Origin of the sequence: Avibacterium sp. 20-129 (assembly GCF_026226845.1) — a bacterium.
Taxonomy (GTDB): domain Bacteria; phylum Pseudomonadota; class Gammaproteobacteria; order Enterobacterales; family Pasteurellaceae; genus Avibacterium.
This window is the reverse complement of record NZ_JAKKOE010000001.1, coordinates 83,126-98,700: the sequence shown is the minus strand read 5'-3', so window position 1 is coordinate 98,700 and position 15,575 is coordinate 83,126. Positions and strand designations below refer to the sequence as shown.

At 41.8% G+C, this 15,575-nt stretch carries 14 protein-coding genes; 9 read left to right on the top strand and 5 right to left on the bottom strand.

Annotation, left to right across the window (positions count from 1 at the left end; all coding sequences use genetic code 11):
- The first annotated feature begins 294 nt into the window (after window positions 1–294).
- From rsxA to L5B90_RS00375, 8 genes are read left to right on the top strand one after another with little or no spacing between them, the layout of a single operon-like run.
- A complete protein-coding gene (rsxA, locus tag L5B90_RS00410) occupies window positions 295–876 on the top strand; it encodes an electron transport complex subunit RsxA (RefSeq protein WP_250350054.1) in 582 nt (193 codons plus the stop codon).
- 1 nt (window position 877) lies between these two features.
- Window positions 878–1,477 (top strand): electron transport complex subunit RsxB, encoded by a 600-nt coding sequence (rsxB, locus tag L5B90_RS00405; RefSeq protein WP_265761837.1) that lies wholly within the window; start codon window positions 878–880, stop codon window positions 1,475–1,477.
- Window positions 1,477–4,722, top strand: coding sequence for an electron transport complex subunit RsxC (rsxC, locus tag L5B90_RS00400; RefSeq protein WP_442778754.1), 3,246 nt, complete (start codon window positions 1,477–1,479; stop codon window positions 4,720–4,722). Before rsxB ends, rsxC begins: the two co-directional genes overlap by 1 nt.
- Window positions 4,723–4,731: 9 nt before the next feature.
- A complete protein-coding gene (gene rsxD / locus L5B90_RS00395) occupies window positions 4,732–5,805 on the top strand; it encodes an electron transport complex subunit RsxD (RefSeq protein ID WP_265761836.1) in 1,074 nt (357 codons plus the stop codon).
- 3 nt (window positions 5,806–5,808) lie between these two features.
- Window positions 5,809–6,435, top strand: a complete 627-nt coding sequence (rsxG, locus tag L5B90_RS00390; protein WP_250363137.1) for an electron transport complex subunit RsxG — start codon at window positions 5,809–5,811, stop codon at window positions 6,433–6,435.
- 44 nt (window positions 6,436–6,479) lie between these two features.
- Window positions 6,480–7,166, top strand: a complete 687-nt coding sequence (locus L5B90_RS00385; protein WP_268738966.1) for an electron transport complex subunit E — start codon at window positions 6,480–6,482, stop codon at window positions 7,164–7,166.
- Between the two features lie 5 nt (window positions 7,167–7,171).
- Complete coding sequence (gene nth / locus L5B90_RS00380) at window positions 7,172–7,807, top strand: endonuclease III (protein WP_250350049.1); 636 nt, start codon at window positions 7,172–7,174, stop codon at window positions 7,805–7,807.
- An 8-nt stretch (window positions 7,808–7,815) separates the two neighbouring features.
- The gene (locus L5B90_RS00375; protein WP_250350048.1) at window positions 7,816–9,183 is read left to right on the top strand and encodes a sodium-dependent transporter; all 1,368 of its coding nucleotides are present in this window, start codon (window positions 7,816–7,818) and stop codon (window positions 9,181–9,183) included.
- Between the two features lie 65 nt (window positions 9,184–9,248).
- Here L5B90_RS00375 and metX read toward each other — a convergent pair whose 3' ends face one another.
- Window positions 9,249–10,328, bottom strand: coding sequence for a homoserine O-acetyltransferase MetX (gene metX / locus L5B90_RS00370; RefSeq protein ID WP_265761835.1), 1,080 nt, complete (start codon window positions 10,326–10,328; stop codon window positions 9,249–9,251).
- 186 nt (window positions 10,329–10,514) lie between these two features.
- Here metX and L5B90_RS00365 point away from each other — a divergent pair, with 186 nt between their 5' ends.
- A complete protein-coding gene (locus L5B90_RS00365; RefSeq protein ID WP_265761834.1) occupies window positions 10,515–11,213 on the top strand; it encodes a SanA/YdcF family protein in 699 nt (232 codons plus the stop codon).
- Here L5B90_RS00365 and cra read toward each other — a convergent pair.
- The 4 genes from cra to lolD form a co-directional block, all read right to left on the bottom strand.
- Complete coding sequence (cra, locus tag L5B90_RS00360; protein WP_265761832.1) at window positions 11,210–12,202, bottom strand: catabolite repressor/activator; 993 nt, start codon at window positions 12,200–12,202, stop codon at window positions 11,210–11,212. The genes L5B90_RS00365 and cra overlap by 4 nt on opposite strands.
- A 182-nt stretch (window positions 12,203–12,384) precedes the next feature.
- Window positions 12,385–13,470, bottom strand: a complete 1,086-nt coding sequence (aroG, locus tag L5B90_RS00355; protein WP_268738953.1) for a 3-deoxy-7-phosphoheptulonate synthase AroG — start codon at window positions 13,468–13,470, stop codon at window positions 12,385–12,387.
- 133 nt (window positions 13,471–13,603) lie between these two features.
- On the bottom strand, window positions 13,604–14,857 hold the full coding sequence (lolE, locus tag L5B90_RS00350; protein WP_265761831.1) for a lipoprotein-releasing ABC transporter permease subunit LolE: 1,254 nt from the start codon (window positions 14,855–14,857) through the stop codon (window positions 13,604–13,606).
- On the bottom strand, window positions 14,858–15,547 hold the full coding sequence (gene lolD, locus L5B90_RS00345) for a lipoprotein-releasing ABC transporter ATP-binding protein LolD (protein WP_250363142.1): 690 nt from the start codon (window positions 15,545–15,547) through the stop codon (window positions 14,858–14,860). It abuts the gene before it with no gap.
- Window positions 15,548–15,575 lie beyond the last annotated feature (28 nt).

The following is a 15,575-nucleotide window of genomic DNA, read 5'->3' as shown; positions in this document are numbered from 1 at the left end:
AATTTAGAAAGAAACAGCTCACTTAGTCCCACCACATCGTTTCATCTTTTCACAAGGTTTTTCCTAGCAAAAACTAAAGTGCGGTCTAAATTTACATTATTTTTCTAACTTTATTGGAAGATCTATGTCTCCACCTATACATTATCCAGATCTGATGAAACAAAACTACCTAAAATTTTCTATTGTTATCCCAGCAAGAAACTAGGATAATAGCGAGCGAGATTTTTTCTGACAACTTGGCTTTCAACTATATAAAAATCATAACAATGCAATGAAAGCAAGGATAATGAACCGATGACTGACTATATTTTATTAATTATTAGCACCGCACTTATTAATAACTTTGTCCTAGTGAAATTCCTAGGGCTTTGTCCTTTTATGGGGGTATCGAAAAAAATCGAAACCGCCATTGGAATGGGGCTTGCTACAATGTTTGTACTCACCGTTGCCTCCCTTTGCTCCTATTTAATTGATCGCTACTTACTGACGCCATTTAATGGCAATTTTTTACGCACCTTAGTGTTTATTTTAGTGATTGCTGTGGTGGTGCAATTTACTGAAATGGTCATTCACAAAACAAGCCCAACCCTTTATCGCCTACTCGGTGTATTTTTGCCCCTTATCACCACTAACTGTGCGGTGTTAGGCGTGGCATTACTCAATGTCAATTTAGCCCATAATTTAACCCAATCCGTGGTTTATGGTTTTGGCGCTTCACTTGGTTTTTCTCTTGTGCTGGTGCTATTTGCCGCCTTGCGTGAACGCCTTGCCGCTGCAGATGTGCCAATGCCATTTCGCGGTGCATCTATCGCCTTGATTACAGCAGGGCTAATGTCCCTTGCCTTTATGGGCTTTGCTGGCATAGTGAGAATGTAAAATGACAACCTTATATTATGTCCTTCTCGCTATCAGCGTGCTTGCTTTAATTTTTGGTGCTATTTTAGGTTTAGCCTCAATCAAACTAAAAGTGCAAGCAGATCCTATCGTAGAAAAAATTGATGCACTGCTCCCACAAAGCCAATGCGGGCAATGTGGCTATCCCGGCTGTAAACCTTATGCTGAAGCAATTGCACAAGGTGATGTGATTACCAAATGTATTCCGGGTGGGCAGCCATTAGTGGTTAAAATTGCCGATTTATTAGGCGTGGACGTACCAGCAACAGAATTTGATGAAGAAGATAACGCCGCAAAAGTCGCACTGATTCACGAAGCGATGTGTATTGGCTGTACCAAATGTATTCAGGCCTGCCCCGTTGATGCCATTATTGGCACCAATAAAGCGATGCACACCGTCATTCCAGATCTTTGTACAGGTTGTGAACTCTGTGTTGCGCCTTGCCCGACAGATTGCATTTCAATGATAAAAATAGAACAAGACATTGATCATTGGGATTGGAAATTCGATCCCAGCTTAACCATTCCGGTGCTAGATATTACCGCAAACCGCAACTCAAAGAATCAGGGAGCGGAAAAATAATGGCTGATGTATTAACCCATTTTAATTCTGGAAGATTATGGGATTTCGCAGGAGGAATTCATCCGCCTGAAATGAAATCACAATCTAATCACGTCCCAATTCGCCCAGCGGCGTTGGTAGAAACCTACTATGTACCAGTTAAACAGCACGCAGGCAATGCGGGAAATCTGTTGGTAAAAGAAGGGGATAAGGTGCTAAAAGGCCAGCCATTAACCTTAGGTGAAGGCTTGCGTAATCTGCCCGTACACGCCCCAACTTCAGGCATTGTTACGGCCATTACCCCTTATATTGCCGCCCACCCTTCTGGCTTACCTGAGCTAACCATTCAAATTCAGGCAGACGGTAAAGACCAATGGCGTACACAACACCCGATTGAGGATTTTCTCACCCAAACGCCAGAACAGCTTATCGAAAAAATTTATCACGCCGGCATTGCGGGGTTAGGCGGTGCCGTGTTCCCTACTGCGGCTAAAATTCAATCGGCAGAAAATAAAGTAAAACTGCTGATTATCAATGGTGCAGAATGTGAACCTTATATCACCTGTGATGATCGGCTAATGCAAGATTATCCTAACGAGATCATCGAAGGAATACGGATCTTACGCTATATTTTAAGCCCCGAAAAAGTGGTCATCGCCATTGAGGACAATAAACCCAACGCCGTTAAAGCCCTTAAACACGCCTTAAAAGGGGCAAATGATATTGAAATTCGTGTTATTCCCACAAAATATCCTTCTGGTGCAGCAAAACAGCTTATTCAAGTGCTAACCGGCATTGAAGTACCAAGCGGACAGCGTTCTTCCAGCATTGGCGTACTAATGCACAATGTTGGTACCGCTTTTGCGATCAAAAGAGCGGTGATAAATGACGAACCTTTAATTGAACGAGTGGTAACGCTGACAGGTGATAAAATCCCCCACAAAGGTAATTTATGGGTACGCTTGGGAACACCTATTTCTGCACTATTGCAACAAGTCGGCTACCAATATGATGGGCGTTTTCCCGTGTTTATGGGCGGACCTATGATGGGCTTTATTTTGCCAAATCTCAGCGCGCCAGTTACAAAAATCACCAACTGCTTGCTTGCGCCTGATCATTTTGAGTATGCCGAACCCGAACCTGAACAAGCTTGTATTCGCTGTTCTGCCTGCTCTGATGCTTGTCCTGTGCATTTAATGCCACAGCAACTCTATTGGTTTGCACGCAGTGAAGATCATCAAAAATCAGAACAATATGCCCTGCAAGATTGTATCGAATGTGGCTTGTGTGCCTATGTTTGCCCAAGCCACATTCCGCTTATCCAATATTTCCGTCAAGAAAAAGCAAAAATTTGGGAAATCAAAGAACAAGCACAAAAATCCCACGAAGCCAAACTACGCTTTGAAGCACGCCAAGCACGTTTAGAGAAAGAAGAACAAGCCCGCAAAGCGCGTACCCAACGTGCTGCCGAAGCACGTCGTGAAGAAATCGCAAAACAAAACGGCATAGATCCTGTTCAAGCGGCATTAGCGCGCCTAAAAGCCAAAAAACAAACGGACAACGAAACTCCAAATGTAAAAACCTTTGTAGATGAAAAAGGTCAGCTTCAACCAGATAATTCCGATATTATGGCGCAACGCAAAGCTCGTCGCTTAGCTCGCCAACAAGCAGAACAAGAACGTGCTGCATCAGAAAATCAAATGCAAGAAAATCCACATAACACAAATTCTGCGGAAAATCTCACAGTTGATCCAAAAAAAGCCGCTATTGCTGCCGCACTCGCGCGAGCCAAAGCAAGAAAACAAGCCTCAAGCCATAATGCACAACCTGAAAACGCAAAAGCCAACACCACAGAAAATTCAACTCAAACAAATAGTGAAAGTGCGATAGAAAACCGCGAAAATTCAACGACAATACAAAGTGCGGTTGAAAAAACGCAAGAAAATCCCACCGCACTTGATCCGAAAAAAGCGGCTATTGCGGCGGCTATTGCACGAGCAAAAGCGAAGAAACAGGCACAGAATGGCACGCCACAATCTTCCCACTCAACACAACCACTTGTTGAAGAACAAGGGACTGTGGAAAGCGAACACCGCGAAAGTGTGTTAGAAAACCACGAAAGCTCAACGGCAACACAGAATGCGGTTGAAAACCGCGAAAGCTCAACAGTAATACAAAGTGCGGTTGAAAAAACGCAAGAAAATCCCACCGCACTTGATCCGAAAAAAGCCGCTATTGCGGCGGCAATTGCACGAGCAAAAGCGAAGAAACAGGCACAGAATGGCACGCCACAATCTGCCCACACAACGTCGCAACTTGTTGAAGAACAAGAGGCTGTGAAAAGCGAACACCGCGAAAGCTCAACAGCAACACAGAATGCGATTGAAAATCGCGAAAACGCAACGGCAACACAAAGTGCGGTTGAAAAAACGCAAGAAAATCCTACCGCACTTGATCCGAAAAAAGCCGCTATTGCGGCAGCTATTGCGCGGGCAAAAGCGAAGAAACAGGCACAGAATGGCACGCCACAATCTGCCCACACAACGTCGCAACTTGTTGAAGAACAAGAGGCTGTGAAAAGCGAACACCGCGAAAGTGCGATAGAAAACTGCGAAAGTGCAACGGCAGCACAAGGTGTGATTGAAAATCGCGAAAACGCAACGACAACACAAAGTGTAGTTGAAAAAACGCAAGAAAATCCCACCGCACTTGCTCCGAAAAAAGCCGCTATTGCGCGGGCAAAAGCGAAGAAACAGGCACAGAATGGCACGGCACAATCTGCCCACGCGACGCAGCCACTTATTGAAGAACAAGAGGCTGTGAAAAGTGAACACCGCGAAAGTGCGATAGAAAACCGCGAAAACGCAACGGCAACACAAAGTGCGGTTGAAAAAACGCAAGAAAATCCCACCGCACTTGATCCGAAAAAAGCCGCTATTGCGGCGGCAATTGCACGGGCAAAAGCGAAGAAACAAGCACAGAATGGCACGGCACAATCTTCCCACGCGACGCAGCCACTTGTTGAAAAACAAGGGACTATGGAAAGCGAACACCGCGAAAGTGCGTTAGAAAACCACGAAAGTTCAACGGCAACACAGAATGCGGTTGAAAACCGCGAAAGCTCAACAGTAATACAAAGTGCGGTTGAAAAAACGCAAGAAAATCCCACCGCACTTGATCCGAAAAAAGCCGCTATTGCGGCGGCTATTGCACGGGTAAAATCGAAGAAACAAGCAAAAGAAAATCAATCCAAGGAAAAAGAATAAGGTTTATCAATGTTTAAAATGATGAGTTCGCCACATACCCACTCGGGCAAATTAACTGCTCGCATTATGCTGTGGGTTGCACTGGCTATGTTGCCTGCTTTCGCGGCACAAGTTTATTATTTTGGTTTTGGTGTGTTGATTCAAAGCCTACTCGCTATTTCCTTTGCGTTAGTGTTGGAATTTATCGTTACTCGCTTACGCAAAAAACCAACCCTGTTTTATATTAGTGATTTCAGCGTCGTGCTAACGGCATTAATGCTCGCGATGGCAATTCCACCTTATGCGCCTTATTGGGTGATTTTAATTGGCACATTCTGCGCCGTAATACTCGGCAAACACGTTTATGGCGGCTTGGGGCAAAATTTGTTTAACCCTGCAATGGTCGGTTATGTGGTATTGCTCATTTCCTTTCCTGTGCAAATGACTGCTTGGCTTCCCCCTGTAACCCTATTAAATGAACCGCCTAGCCTGCAAGATGCTTATCAGTTGATTTTCCACGGCATCACCACAGATGGTTTCAACCTACATCAATTAACCAATTCCATTGATGGTATTACTCAAGCCACGCCGTTAGATTCCGTCAAAACGGCAAGCAAAATCAATATGGCGATAAGTGAAGTCAATCAATCACCGATTTTTGCACAAGTATTGCCATTAAAAGGGGAACTCAACCTTGGTTTAGGTTGGGCGCAAGTGAATTTTTTCTTCTTACTCGGTGGGCTCTTTTTAATTTGGAAAAAAATTATTCATTGGCAAATTCCAACGGCTTTTTTATCCACAATGTTACTAGTAAGTGGACTACATTGGCTGCTTTCTTCTTATGGGCCAAGCCCTTTATGGCAGTGGTTTAGTGGTGCAACGATGTTCGGGGCATTTTTCATTGCAACCGATCCTGTTACCTCTTCCATTACCCCAAAAGGTAAACTGGTTTTTGGTACGATTATTGGCTTACTGGTGTGCCTGATCCGCTTCAATGGTAACTACCCTGATGGTGTGGCATTTGCGGTGTTATTGGCAAATATTTGTGTGCCACTCATTGATCACTACACGCGCCCGCGCGTGGCTGGACATAGAAGGAAATAAGCAATGCAAACGGTAAAAATTAGCCTCCGCTATGGCGTGATCTTAGGTGTTATTGCGTTAATTTGTACCGCACTTTCTGCTGCGGTGTATTTCTTAACAAAAGCCCCTATTACGCAAGCAATCGCCAACCAACAAGCAGAATTGCTCGCACAAATTATTCCTCCGCAAAGCTATGATAACGATTTACTCACCAGTTGCGATGAGCCTCATTTTGCTCAAGCAAAAACCTTGCGTATTGAGAAAATCTGTGTCGTGGAGAAAAATCATCAGCCAGTGGCTTATGCCTATGAAACCATTGCGCCAGACGGCTATTCAGGCAATATTCGTTTTCTTGTTGGCATTACGCCACAAGGTGAAGTATTAGGCTTGCGTGTACTTGAACATAAAGAAACACCGGGCTTAGGCGATAAAATTGAATTACGTATTTCTGATTGGGTGCTGAGCTTTAATCACAAAAAAATTAGCACCGATAATCTCAATGATTGGGCGGTAAAAAAAGACGGTGGGCAATTTGATCAATTTACTGGGGCAACCATTACGCCACGCGCGATTGTCAATCAAATCAAGCGTTCTGCCTTACCTTTGTTACAACAAATGAAGGTGAATGCGGTGAAAGAGGAGCAAAACTGATGAATGAAAATCGTGAAAAAACCCACCGCACTTTAGGAAATGAGATGGATTTCACTGCGGAAACACCACCATCTCAACTGCCAATAAGCGAAGTAAAAAGCCAATGGGGTGAATTATTTAAGCAAGGCTTTTGGCATAATAACCCCGCACTTGTGCAACTTTTAGGGCTTTGCCCATTGCTTGCGGTATCTAGCTCGGCGACAAATGCCCTTGGTTTAGGCATTGCGACCATTGTAGTGCTAATGTGTACCAATGTAGTGGTTTCGCTATTCCGCAAGCATATTCCACACGCCATTCGTATTCCTATTTATGTGATGATTATTGCTACTACGGTAACCATTGTGCAGTTAATGATGAATGCTTACACGTACACGCTTTATCAATCTTTAGGGATTTTTATTCCTTTAATTGTCACCAACTGTATTGTCATTGGTCGTGCAGAAGCCTTTGCGTCAAAAAATGGTGTATGGCTTTCACTTTTTGATGGCTTTGCAATGGGCGTAGGAATGGCGTTTAGCTTGTTAATACTGGGGGCAATTCGTGAAGTGTTAGGCACAGGCAAACTGTTTATGGGAATGGAAAATCTGCTTGGCAACTGGGCTACCACATTACATTTAAATCTTTTTGAGCTAAACAGTAGCTTTTTACTCGCTATTTTACCTCCCGGGGCATTCCTTGGTTTGGGGTTAATTTTGGCGATGAAAAACTTGATTGATGATAAAAAACAATAAATACAATGAATAAACAAAAACGTATTGAAATTTTAACGCGATTGCGGGATCAAAATCCTCATCCAACGACGGAATTGAATTATCATTCACCTTTTGAGTTATTGATCGCGGTAATTTTGTCTGCACAGGCAACAGATAAAGGGGTGAATAAAGCCACCGCAAAACTCTTCCCTGTGGCAAATACACCACAAGCGATTTTAGATCTTGGATTAGATGGCTTAAAAAGCTATATTAAAACCATTGGTCTATTTAATAGTAAAGCTGAGAATATTATTAAAACCTGTCGTGATCTGATCGAAAAACACAATGGTGAAATTCCGCAAACGCGTGAGGAACTTGAAGCCTTAGCAGGTGTTGGGCGAAAAACCGCGAATGTGGTGTTAAATACGGCATTTGGTCAGCCTACCATTGCGGTAGATACCCATATTTTCCGTGTCTGTAATCGGACAAACTTTGCCCCCGGCAAAACCGTATTACAGGTAGAAGAAAAATTACTCAAGGTTGTTCCAGCTGAATTTAAAGTTGATGTGCATCATTGGCTTATTTTGCACGGGCGTTATACCTGCATTGCACGCAAGCCTCGCTGCGGTTCTTGTATTATTGAAGATCTTTGTGAATACAAAGACAAAACTGAAAATTAAGGTAATTTATGACAACAAAAAAATCTGAACGACAAACTTGGTCAAGCCGCTTAACCTATATTATGACTGTGGCTGGTGCAACCGTAGGATTTGGCGCGACTTGGCGTTTCCCTTATTTAGTTGGTGAAAACGGCGGCGGTGCATACGTTTTATTATTCTGCGTAGCAATGATCGTGATTGGTATCCCGATGATCTTAGTGGAAAACGTCATTGGTCGCCGTTTGCGTGTCAATTCCATTGATGCCTTTGAAGATAAACTGACCGCAAAACCCCATTCAAAATATTGGAAAATTATTGGCTATATGGGCTTGCTCGGAGCATTCGGCATTATGGCTTATTATATGGTACTCGGCGGTTGGGTGATGAATTATATCATTAGCTTGATTTCTGGTAGCCTTGATATTTCTAGCACCATTAGCAAAGAGTATGCCAAAACCTTCTATGAACAGAGCATTAGCAATAGCCCGCTACAAATTGCCCTTTATACCTTTATTTTTGTCGCCATTAACTATGTTATTTTAGCGAAAGGGATTATCGGTGGGATTGAACGTTCGGTAAAATATTTAATGCCATTATTGTTTATCTTCCTTATTGGAATGGTTATCCGCAACATCACCTTACCCGGCGCAGCAGAAGGCATTATTTATTATCTCAAACCTGATTTTTCTAAAATTACACCGCAGTTATTTATTATGGTGTTAGGTCAAGTTTTCTTTGCACTTAGCTTAGGTTTTGGCGTGCTGATTACCCTTTCAAGCTATCTCAGTAAAGAAGAAAATTTAGTACAAACTGCCGTGATCACTGGCTTTACCAATACCATTATTGCGGTCTTAGCAGGATTTATGATTTTTCCATCGTTATTCAGCTTTGGTATTGAACCCAATGCTGGTCCAACGCTTGTCTTCCAAAGTTTACCTATTGTGTTCTCACATATGTGGGCTGGACGCATTTTTGCCATTATCTTCTTTAGTTTATTGCTCATTGCGGCACTAACCACTTCTATCACGATTTATGAAGTGATTATCACCGCACTACAAGAAAAACTCAGAATGCGCCGAGGCAAAGCAATTATGCTCACCCTTGGAGGAATTTTCTTACTTGGTAATATTCCATCTATTTTGAGCGATAACTTACTGAAAGACGTCACCTTCTTTGGAAAAAGTATTTTTGATGCTTTTGATTATGTGAGTGGAAATATTCTCTTTTTACTCACCGCACTTGGCTGTGCGATTTTCGTCGGCTTTGTGTTGAAAGAGGAAGCAAAAAAAGAGCTTTCTGATAAACCAAATTCTACTTTCACCAACATTTGGTTCAACTATGTAAAATATGTCGTTCCATTGATTATTTTAGTTATTTTTGTGAGTAATTTAATTTAATCTCTGTTCAGATAAAAATCAGGGCTGATATTTCTCAGCCCTTAATTTTTTCGCGATTTTAAGCATTACTCGCTTTCTAATCCCTGACGAATAAGTCCTTCAAAAGCATCGTAAGCCACTAAAAACGCATCGTGTCCATAATCAGAAGGAAACTCGTGATAAGTTAAATTTACCCCTGCGTCTTCAAGCATTGCTCTACTTTTTCTCACGTCCACCGCTTTAAAAAGCTGATCATTGCTCACCGCAATTAGGCTATAACGTGCGGTAATGCGTGATAACGCTTGATATGTGTTTTCATAACCTAAGGCGGGATCATATAAATCCAAGGCACGCAACAAATGCAAATAGCTATTCGCATCAAAACGATCGAGAAATTTCTGCCCTTGATAACTGAGATAAGATTCTACTTGGAAATAGTCTCCCCAGTACTGCCCTTCTACTTTCGTCGCACGCCCAAAGGCTTTGGCAAGCTGAATATCAGTACGATAGGTAAGCATTCCTAACATTCGCGCAATAGATAACCCTTGCATAGGTGGCTCACCTTCATAATAATCGCCATTATTAAAATTAGGATCAGTTATAATGGCTTGACGCATAACGTGATTAAAGCCGATAGCTTCTGCACTAAAATACAGGGAAGAGCAAAGATTTACGATGTTATCCATAAAATCCGGATAATCTATTGCCCACTGAGTGGCTTGCATTCCACCAAAAGACCCCCCAACAATGCCTTTTAAGTGTGGGATTTGAAGATAATCAAGCAGCGCCCTTTGTACTTTTACAATATCTTGCACAAGAATATGCGGAAACTGGCTGCCATAAGGCTTTTGTGTTTTTGGATTTACCGAAGAAGGCCCTGTTGTCCCTTTGCAACCACCTAGCACGTTAGAACAAATGAAAAAATATTTTGATGTATCTAGTGCCAAACCTTCGCCCATAAAATTCTGCCACCAACCTGTTTGGTTGGGATCAGGGTGATAGGGTTCTGCATCTCCGGTTAATGCGTGGCAAATCAACACGGCATTACTTTTATCCTCATTTAACTTGCCATAGGTTTGGTAAGCAACATCAATATGCTCAAGCTGTCCAGCTAAAGTGAGTTTGAGTGGTGTTTGAGTAAAAAGTGTTGCTGTTTGTACTGCCATTACCTAGTCCATTATTCCATTGATGCCATCTTGCAAAGGTTAGGCAACATAGACTACCGTTAGCCTTATACCTCGCCAAGATTTTTAGACGTCTAAACCTCTAGACGTATTTTAGAATAAATTTGCTTGAATTTACTAGTCTTTTTTATTATTTTGATACGCAAAAGATAAAAAAATACGAATTTTATGCTGAAATCCTTTTTCCGTTACCTTTTTTCTTTTCGATGGGTTAGCTACCTGCCTAGAAAAGTTCTACGGTATAGCCTGTTCCTCATTTTTCTCTGCGGCTTATTGCTTGTGCTTGTCGATCAAGCCATTGGCTTTTATGTTCGTCAAGGTATTTATACCGATATAGCAAAACTGCCCTATCGCCCTTATGGATTGGTGTTAGGTACATCAAAATATTTCAGTAAAAATACGCCAAATTTATTCTATTCCTATCGGTTATTAGCGGCGAATAACCTGTTTAAAGAACGGAAAGTAGATTATTTGCTACTAAGTGGGGATAACCGCACAATGGAATATAATGAGCCACGAACAATGTTTAAAGACCTCATAAAAATGGGGATACCAGAGGAATTTATGTATTTAGATTATGCGGGATTTCGTACCTTAGATTCCGTAATCCGTGCTGATCAGGTTTTTAAAGCCCATTCGATCACCATCATTACACAGCGCTTTCATTGTGAGCGGGCTTTGTTTATTGCCAAATACCATAATATTGATGCGATCTGTTTTGCGGCAGACTATCCGAGCGGCTATATGTTTGTCCGCTTCCGTGAGTTTTTTGCTCGTTTGCAAGCCGTATTAGATCTTCTTGTTGAAAAAGAACCGCACTTTTTAGGCAAGCCAGAACCGCTCCCTCCACCGCCTTTCTCTGATTAGCAATGATAAACTAAATCTCGCAAGATCTTACTCGGTGCAGGTAAGCTTTCTTGGGCTGATTTATGCTTAAGGCGTTCTAACACTAAATCTAACAATTTATCCGCAATTTTCTTATGATCCTGCACTGCACAGAGGGTTTTATTGGCTAATAGTTCTAACATTTCGTGATCGCCAAAAGTAGCAATGGCTAATTGTTGTGGAATGCCTTTATTCTGCCTTAATAGCACTTGGAATATCCCCTGTAACAAGGTTAAAGAGGTAACAAATAAGGCATCTGGCAAGGGATTTGTGACAAGCCATTGCTCAAAGGTTTGTGCCGCAGAATCTCGGTGGAATTGCTCGCTATAAAGAAATTCTGCTGAATTTTCCGACCGCTCTTTTAATGCCTGACAAAATCCCACTTCACGTTCCTTGCTGGTTGGAAGTTCAGGCAACGCCCCAAAAAAGAGAATATTTTTAAAAGACTGCTGTTTAAATAAATCTTGCGCTAGACGATAAGCATCATTCCTATCATCAGATAGCACATTAACCACATTATCCGCGCTGATTTTTCGGTCAAAACCAAATACAGGCACCTTACTTTGCTGATAAAACCCATTCTCTGTAGGTAATGAGGTTGAAACAATTAACGCATCAATTTTGCGCTGAAAAAGGTGTTTGGCACAAGCCATTTCATTATTTGGATTATCATTAGAACAAGCGATCAAGAGTTGATAACCTTTTTCACGAAATTTTTGCTCAAGCTGATGAGCAATTCTGGCATAGCTCATATTTTCAAAATCAGGAATAATCAAGCCTATGGTATTGGTTTTCCCTGCTCGCAACCCTGCTGCCATTGCATTAGGTTTAAAATCATATTCCTTGATTAAGGATTGCACTTTTTCAATGGTTTTATCACTCACTCTATATTGCTTTGCTTTACCATTGACAACATAACTTACCGTTGTTCTGGAAACCCCAGCAAGTTTAGCTAACTCATCTAATTTCACATTAACTCCTTTTAATATGTCCTTTCAATTTCAAAGTGCGGTGAATTATAGCACCAAATTTTTAGTCATTTTTATGCGAAAATTCTCGAAATTTGATCTGCCTCGCAAAAAATAACCTTACTTGAAAAATATAAAAAAGACTGAATTTTCTCAATTCAGCCTTTCTCTCTACAAAAATCCAATTAGCGATTTACACGACGACGAGCGATTACAGCGTTTGAAAGTTGCTCCAATACCAATTCTGAATCTTCCCAGCCAATGCAAGCATCGGTGATACTTTGTCCGTAAACCAATTCTTTACCATCCACAAGATCTTGTCTGCCTTCTACCAAATTGCTTTCAATCATCACACCAAAAATTTGATTTGAACCCAGTGCAATTTGCTGACACACATCAGCGCAAACCTCTAATTGTTTTTTAAATTGCTTACTGCTGTTTGCGTGACTGAAATCCACCATAACGTGTGGAATACGACCGCTCTTCTCAATACTTTCACAGACCTCATTGACATCTTTTGCACTGTAATTTGGCCCTTTATCGCCACCACGTAAAATAATATGGCAATCTGCATTTCCTTTAGTGGAAACAATGGCAGAATGACCAAATTTTGTTACCGAAAGGAAATAATGCGGGGCTTCTGCTGCACCAATTGCATCAAGGGCAATGCGTACACCACCATTGGTTGCATTTTTAAAACCCACTGCACAAGATAAGCCCGAAGCTAATTCACGATGAACTTGCGATTCCGTCGTTCTTGCCCCGATTGCCCCCCAGCTCATAAAATCAGCAACATATTGCGGTGTGATCATATCCAAAAATTCGCCTGCTGCTGGCACTTCTAAATTATTAATATCCAACAATAATTTGCGCGCAATACGTAAACCATCATTTAACGCATAACTGTTGTTGAGATAAGGATCGTTAATCAATCCTTTCCAACCTACGGTTGTACGCGGTTTTTCAAAATAGACACGCATAATAATTTCTAAACTATCTTGATATTTCTCACGCATTGCTTTGATTCGTTGTGCATATTCCAATGCAGATTTCGGATCGTGAATAGAACAAGGCCCAATAACCACAAGCAAACGATCATCTTTGCGATGAATAATATTGTGTGCTTGTTGGCGAGCTTTTTTTACGGTGTTAATTGCCACGTCGCTTGCTGGATATTTTTCAATTAACGCAATAGGTGGTAACACCTGCTCTACGTTGCCAATTCGGGTATCGTCGTTAGCAATATAAATATCATTTTTGCTTTTTGTCATACATCACTCTCTTACATCTTGATTTGTCTTTGATCATCACTTGCTTATTCGTATTGCGAATACTGAATTGCGTGTCAATGTAACACGCATTTTTGTACTAGTAAACTAGTTTAAAGATATTATTAATAAATTTTTAATGACTGCTTAAAACTTGTGCAGGTTGTAATTTCGCTGCCCGACTTGCTGGATACAAACTGGCGATTAAACTTAACACTAATGCCACCAAAAAAACCACGGCAATATCTTGCCAATGTAGTTCGCTCGGTAAAAAATCCACGAAATACACACCATCAGAAAGTAGCTTTCTGCCAATTAAAAATTCAATGCCTTTAATTAATTGCGTGAGATTTAATGCCGTTATGCAACCTAGCACTAACCCAATTACACAGCCTTTCATTCCAGCCAGTAAGCCATACCAGATAAAAATTCGTTTAATAAAGCGATCATTTGCGCCGAGCGTGCGCATAATCGCAATATCGCCCTGCTTATCTTTCACCGCCATAATCAAGGTTGAGATAATATTAAAACAAGCCACGCCAATCACTAGCACCATCGCTAAATACATTACGGTGCGAATAAGCTGAATGTCGCGATACATATAGCCAAATTGGCTAATCCAATTTTGCGCGGATAAAAACTGTGGATACTGTTGCAAGGTAGGATAATTCAACTGTTGCACGGCAAAAGGGTGTTGCACCTTAAGTTCTATCCCGCTGACTTCATCCGCCGAATAATCCAAAAATTGCTGTGCGGTGGCAAGGGGAATTAACGCATAGCGGTGATCGAGCTGTCCATCAAGGCGTAAAATTCCTGTAATCTGAATACGCTCACGCATTGGCTGGGTAAAATTATTGGTGCCGTCTGATTGGGAAATTAACAACGTTACCCAATCCCCTTCTTTCACCGCTAATTCACGCGCAATGCCAGATCCTAATACCAATCCCCCTTCACGGGAAAAACGCTGCCAGCCATCGCCTAATACAAATTGCCCTAAGGCGCTCACCTGATCTTGCTTTTCGGCTTCAACCCCTTTGACTTGCACCACTTTTAGCTTGGTGCCATTTTCTACTAATGCGGTAAAGCTCACAAAAGGGGAACTTGCCACCACGTTAGGATCCTGTTTTAAAAGTGCGGTTAAATTTTGCCAATTTTTTATTGCTGTGCTATCGCCCTGTTCAGAATAGGCTGAAATCTCAACATGTGGCACAACAGCTAAAATTCGCTTATTCAGCTCACGTTCAAAGCCGTTCATTGCACTTAACCCCACAATCAATACCATTACGCCCAGTGCAATACCAAGGGTAGAAAACATTGAAATCAGCGAAACCAAACGGTTTTTTTGCTTCCCTCGCTGATAACGCCAGCTAATAAAAAAAGGTGCGTTCATCTAGCTTTCTCCACGCAATACGCCGTCTTGCATCACCATTCGGCGAGACAATTTCGCCGCCAACTGCAAATCGTGAGTCACCAATAAAAAGGCAATTTTTTGCTCTTGGTTTAATTTCAAAATAAGTTCAAAAATGCTTTCCGTGGTTTTACGATCCAAATTCCCTGTGGGTTCATCGGCTAACACTAAAGCGGGCTGATTCACTAAAGCACGGGCAATGGCAACCCGCTGACGCTCACCACCAGATAAGGCAGAAGGACGATGTTTAATGCGATGAGATAAGCCAACCGCTTGTAGCATTTGTTCTGCACGATCTTGTGCCTCACTACGCGATTGTTTACCAATTAGCATTGGCATCATCACGTTTTCTAACGCACTAAAATCCGCCATTAAATGATGAAATTGATAAACAAAGCCCATATAGTGATTGCGTAATTTTGCTAATTCGTCGGCGCTGGTTTGCTGCAAAGATTGCCCTTTAATGAACACTTCCCCACTGGTTGGCTGATCTAAGCCACCTAGCGTATGTAATAACGTACTTTTGCCTGAACCTGAACTGCCCACAATCGCCACTAACTCGCCTTCTTCCATTGAAAAAGTAACCTCTTTTAGCACTGACGTTCGGTTTTCCCCTTCTTGGTAAACCTTGCTTAACTGTTGGCAGCTGAGTAAAATTTGCTTCTCTGTCATTCTTTTCTCGTTTTTTCTGTTTTATCAT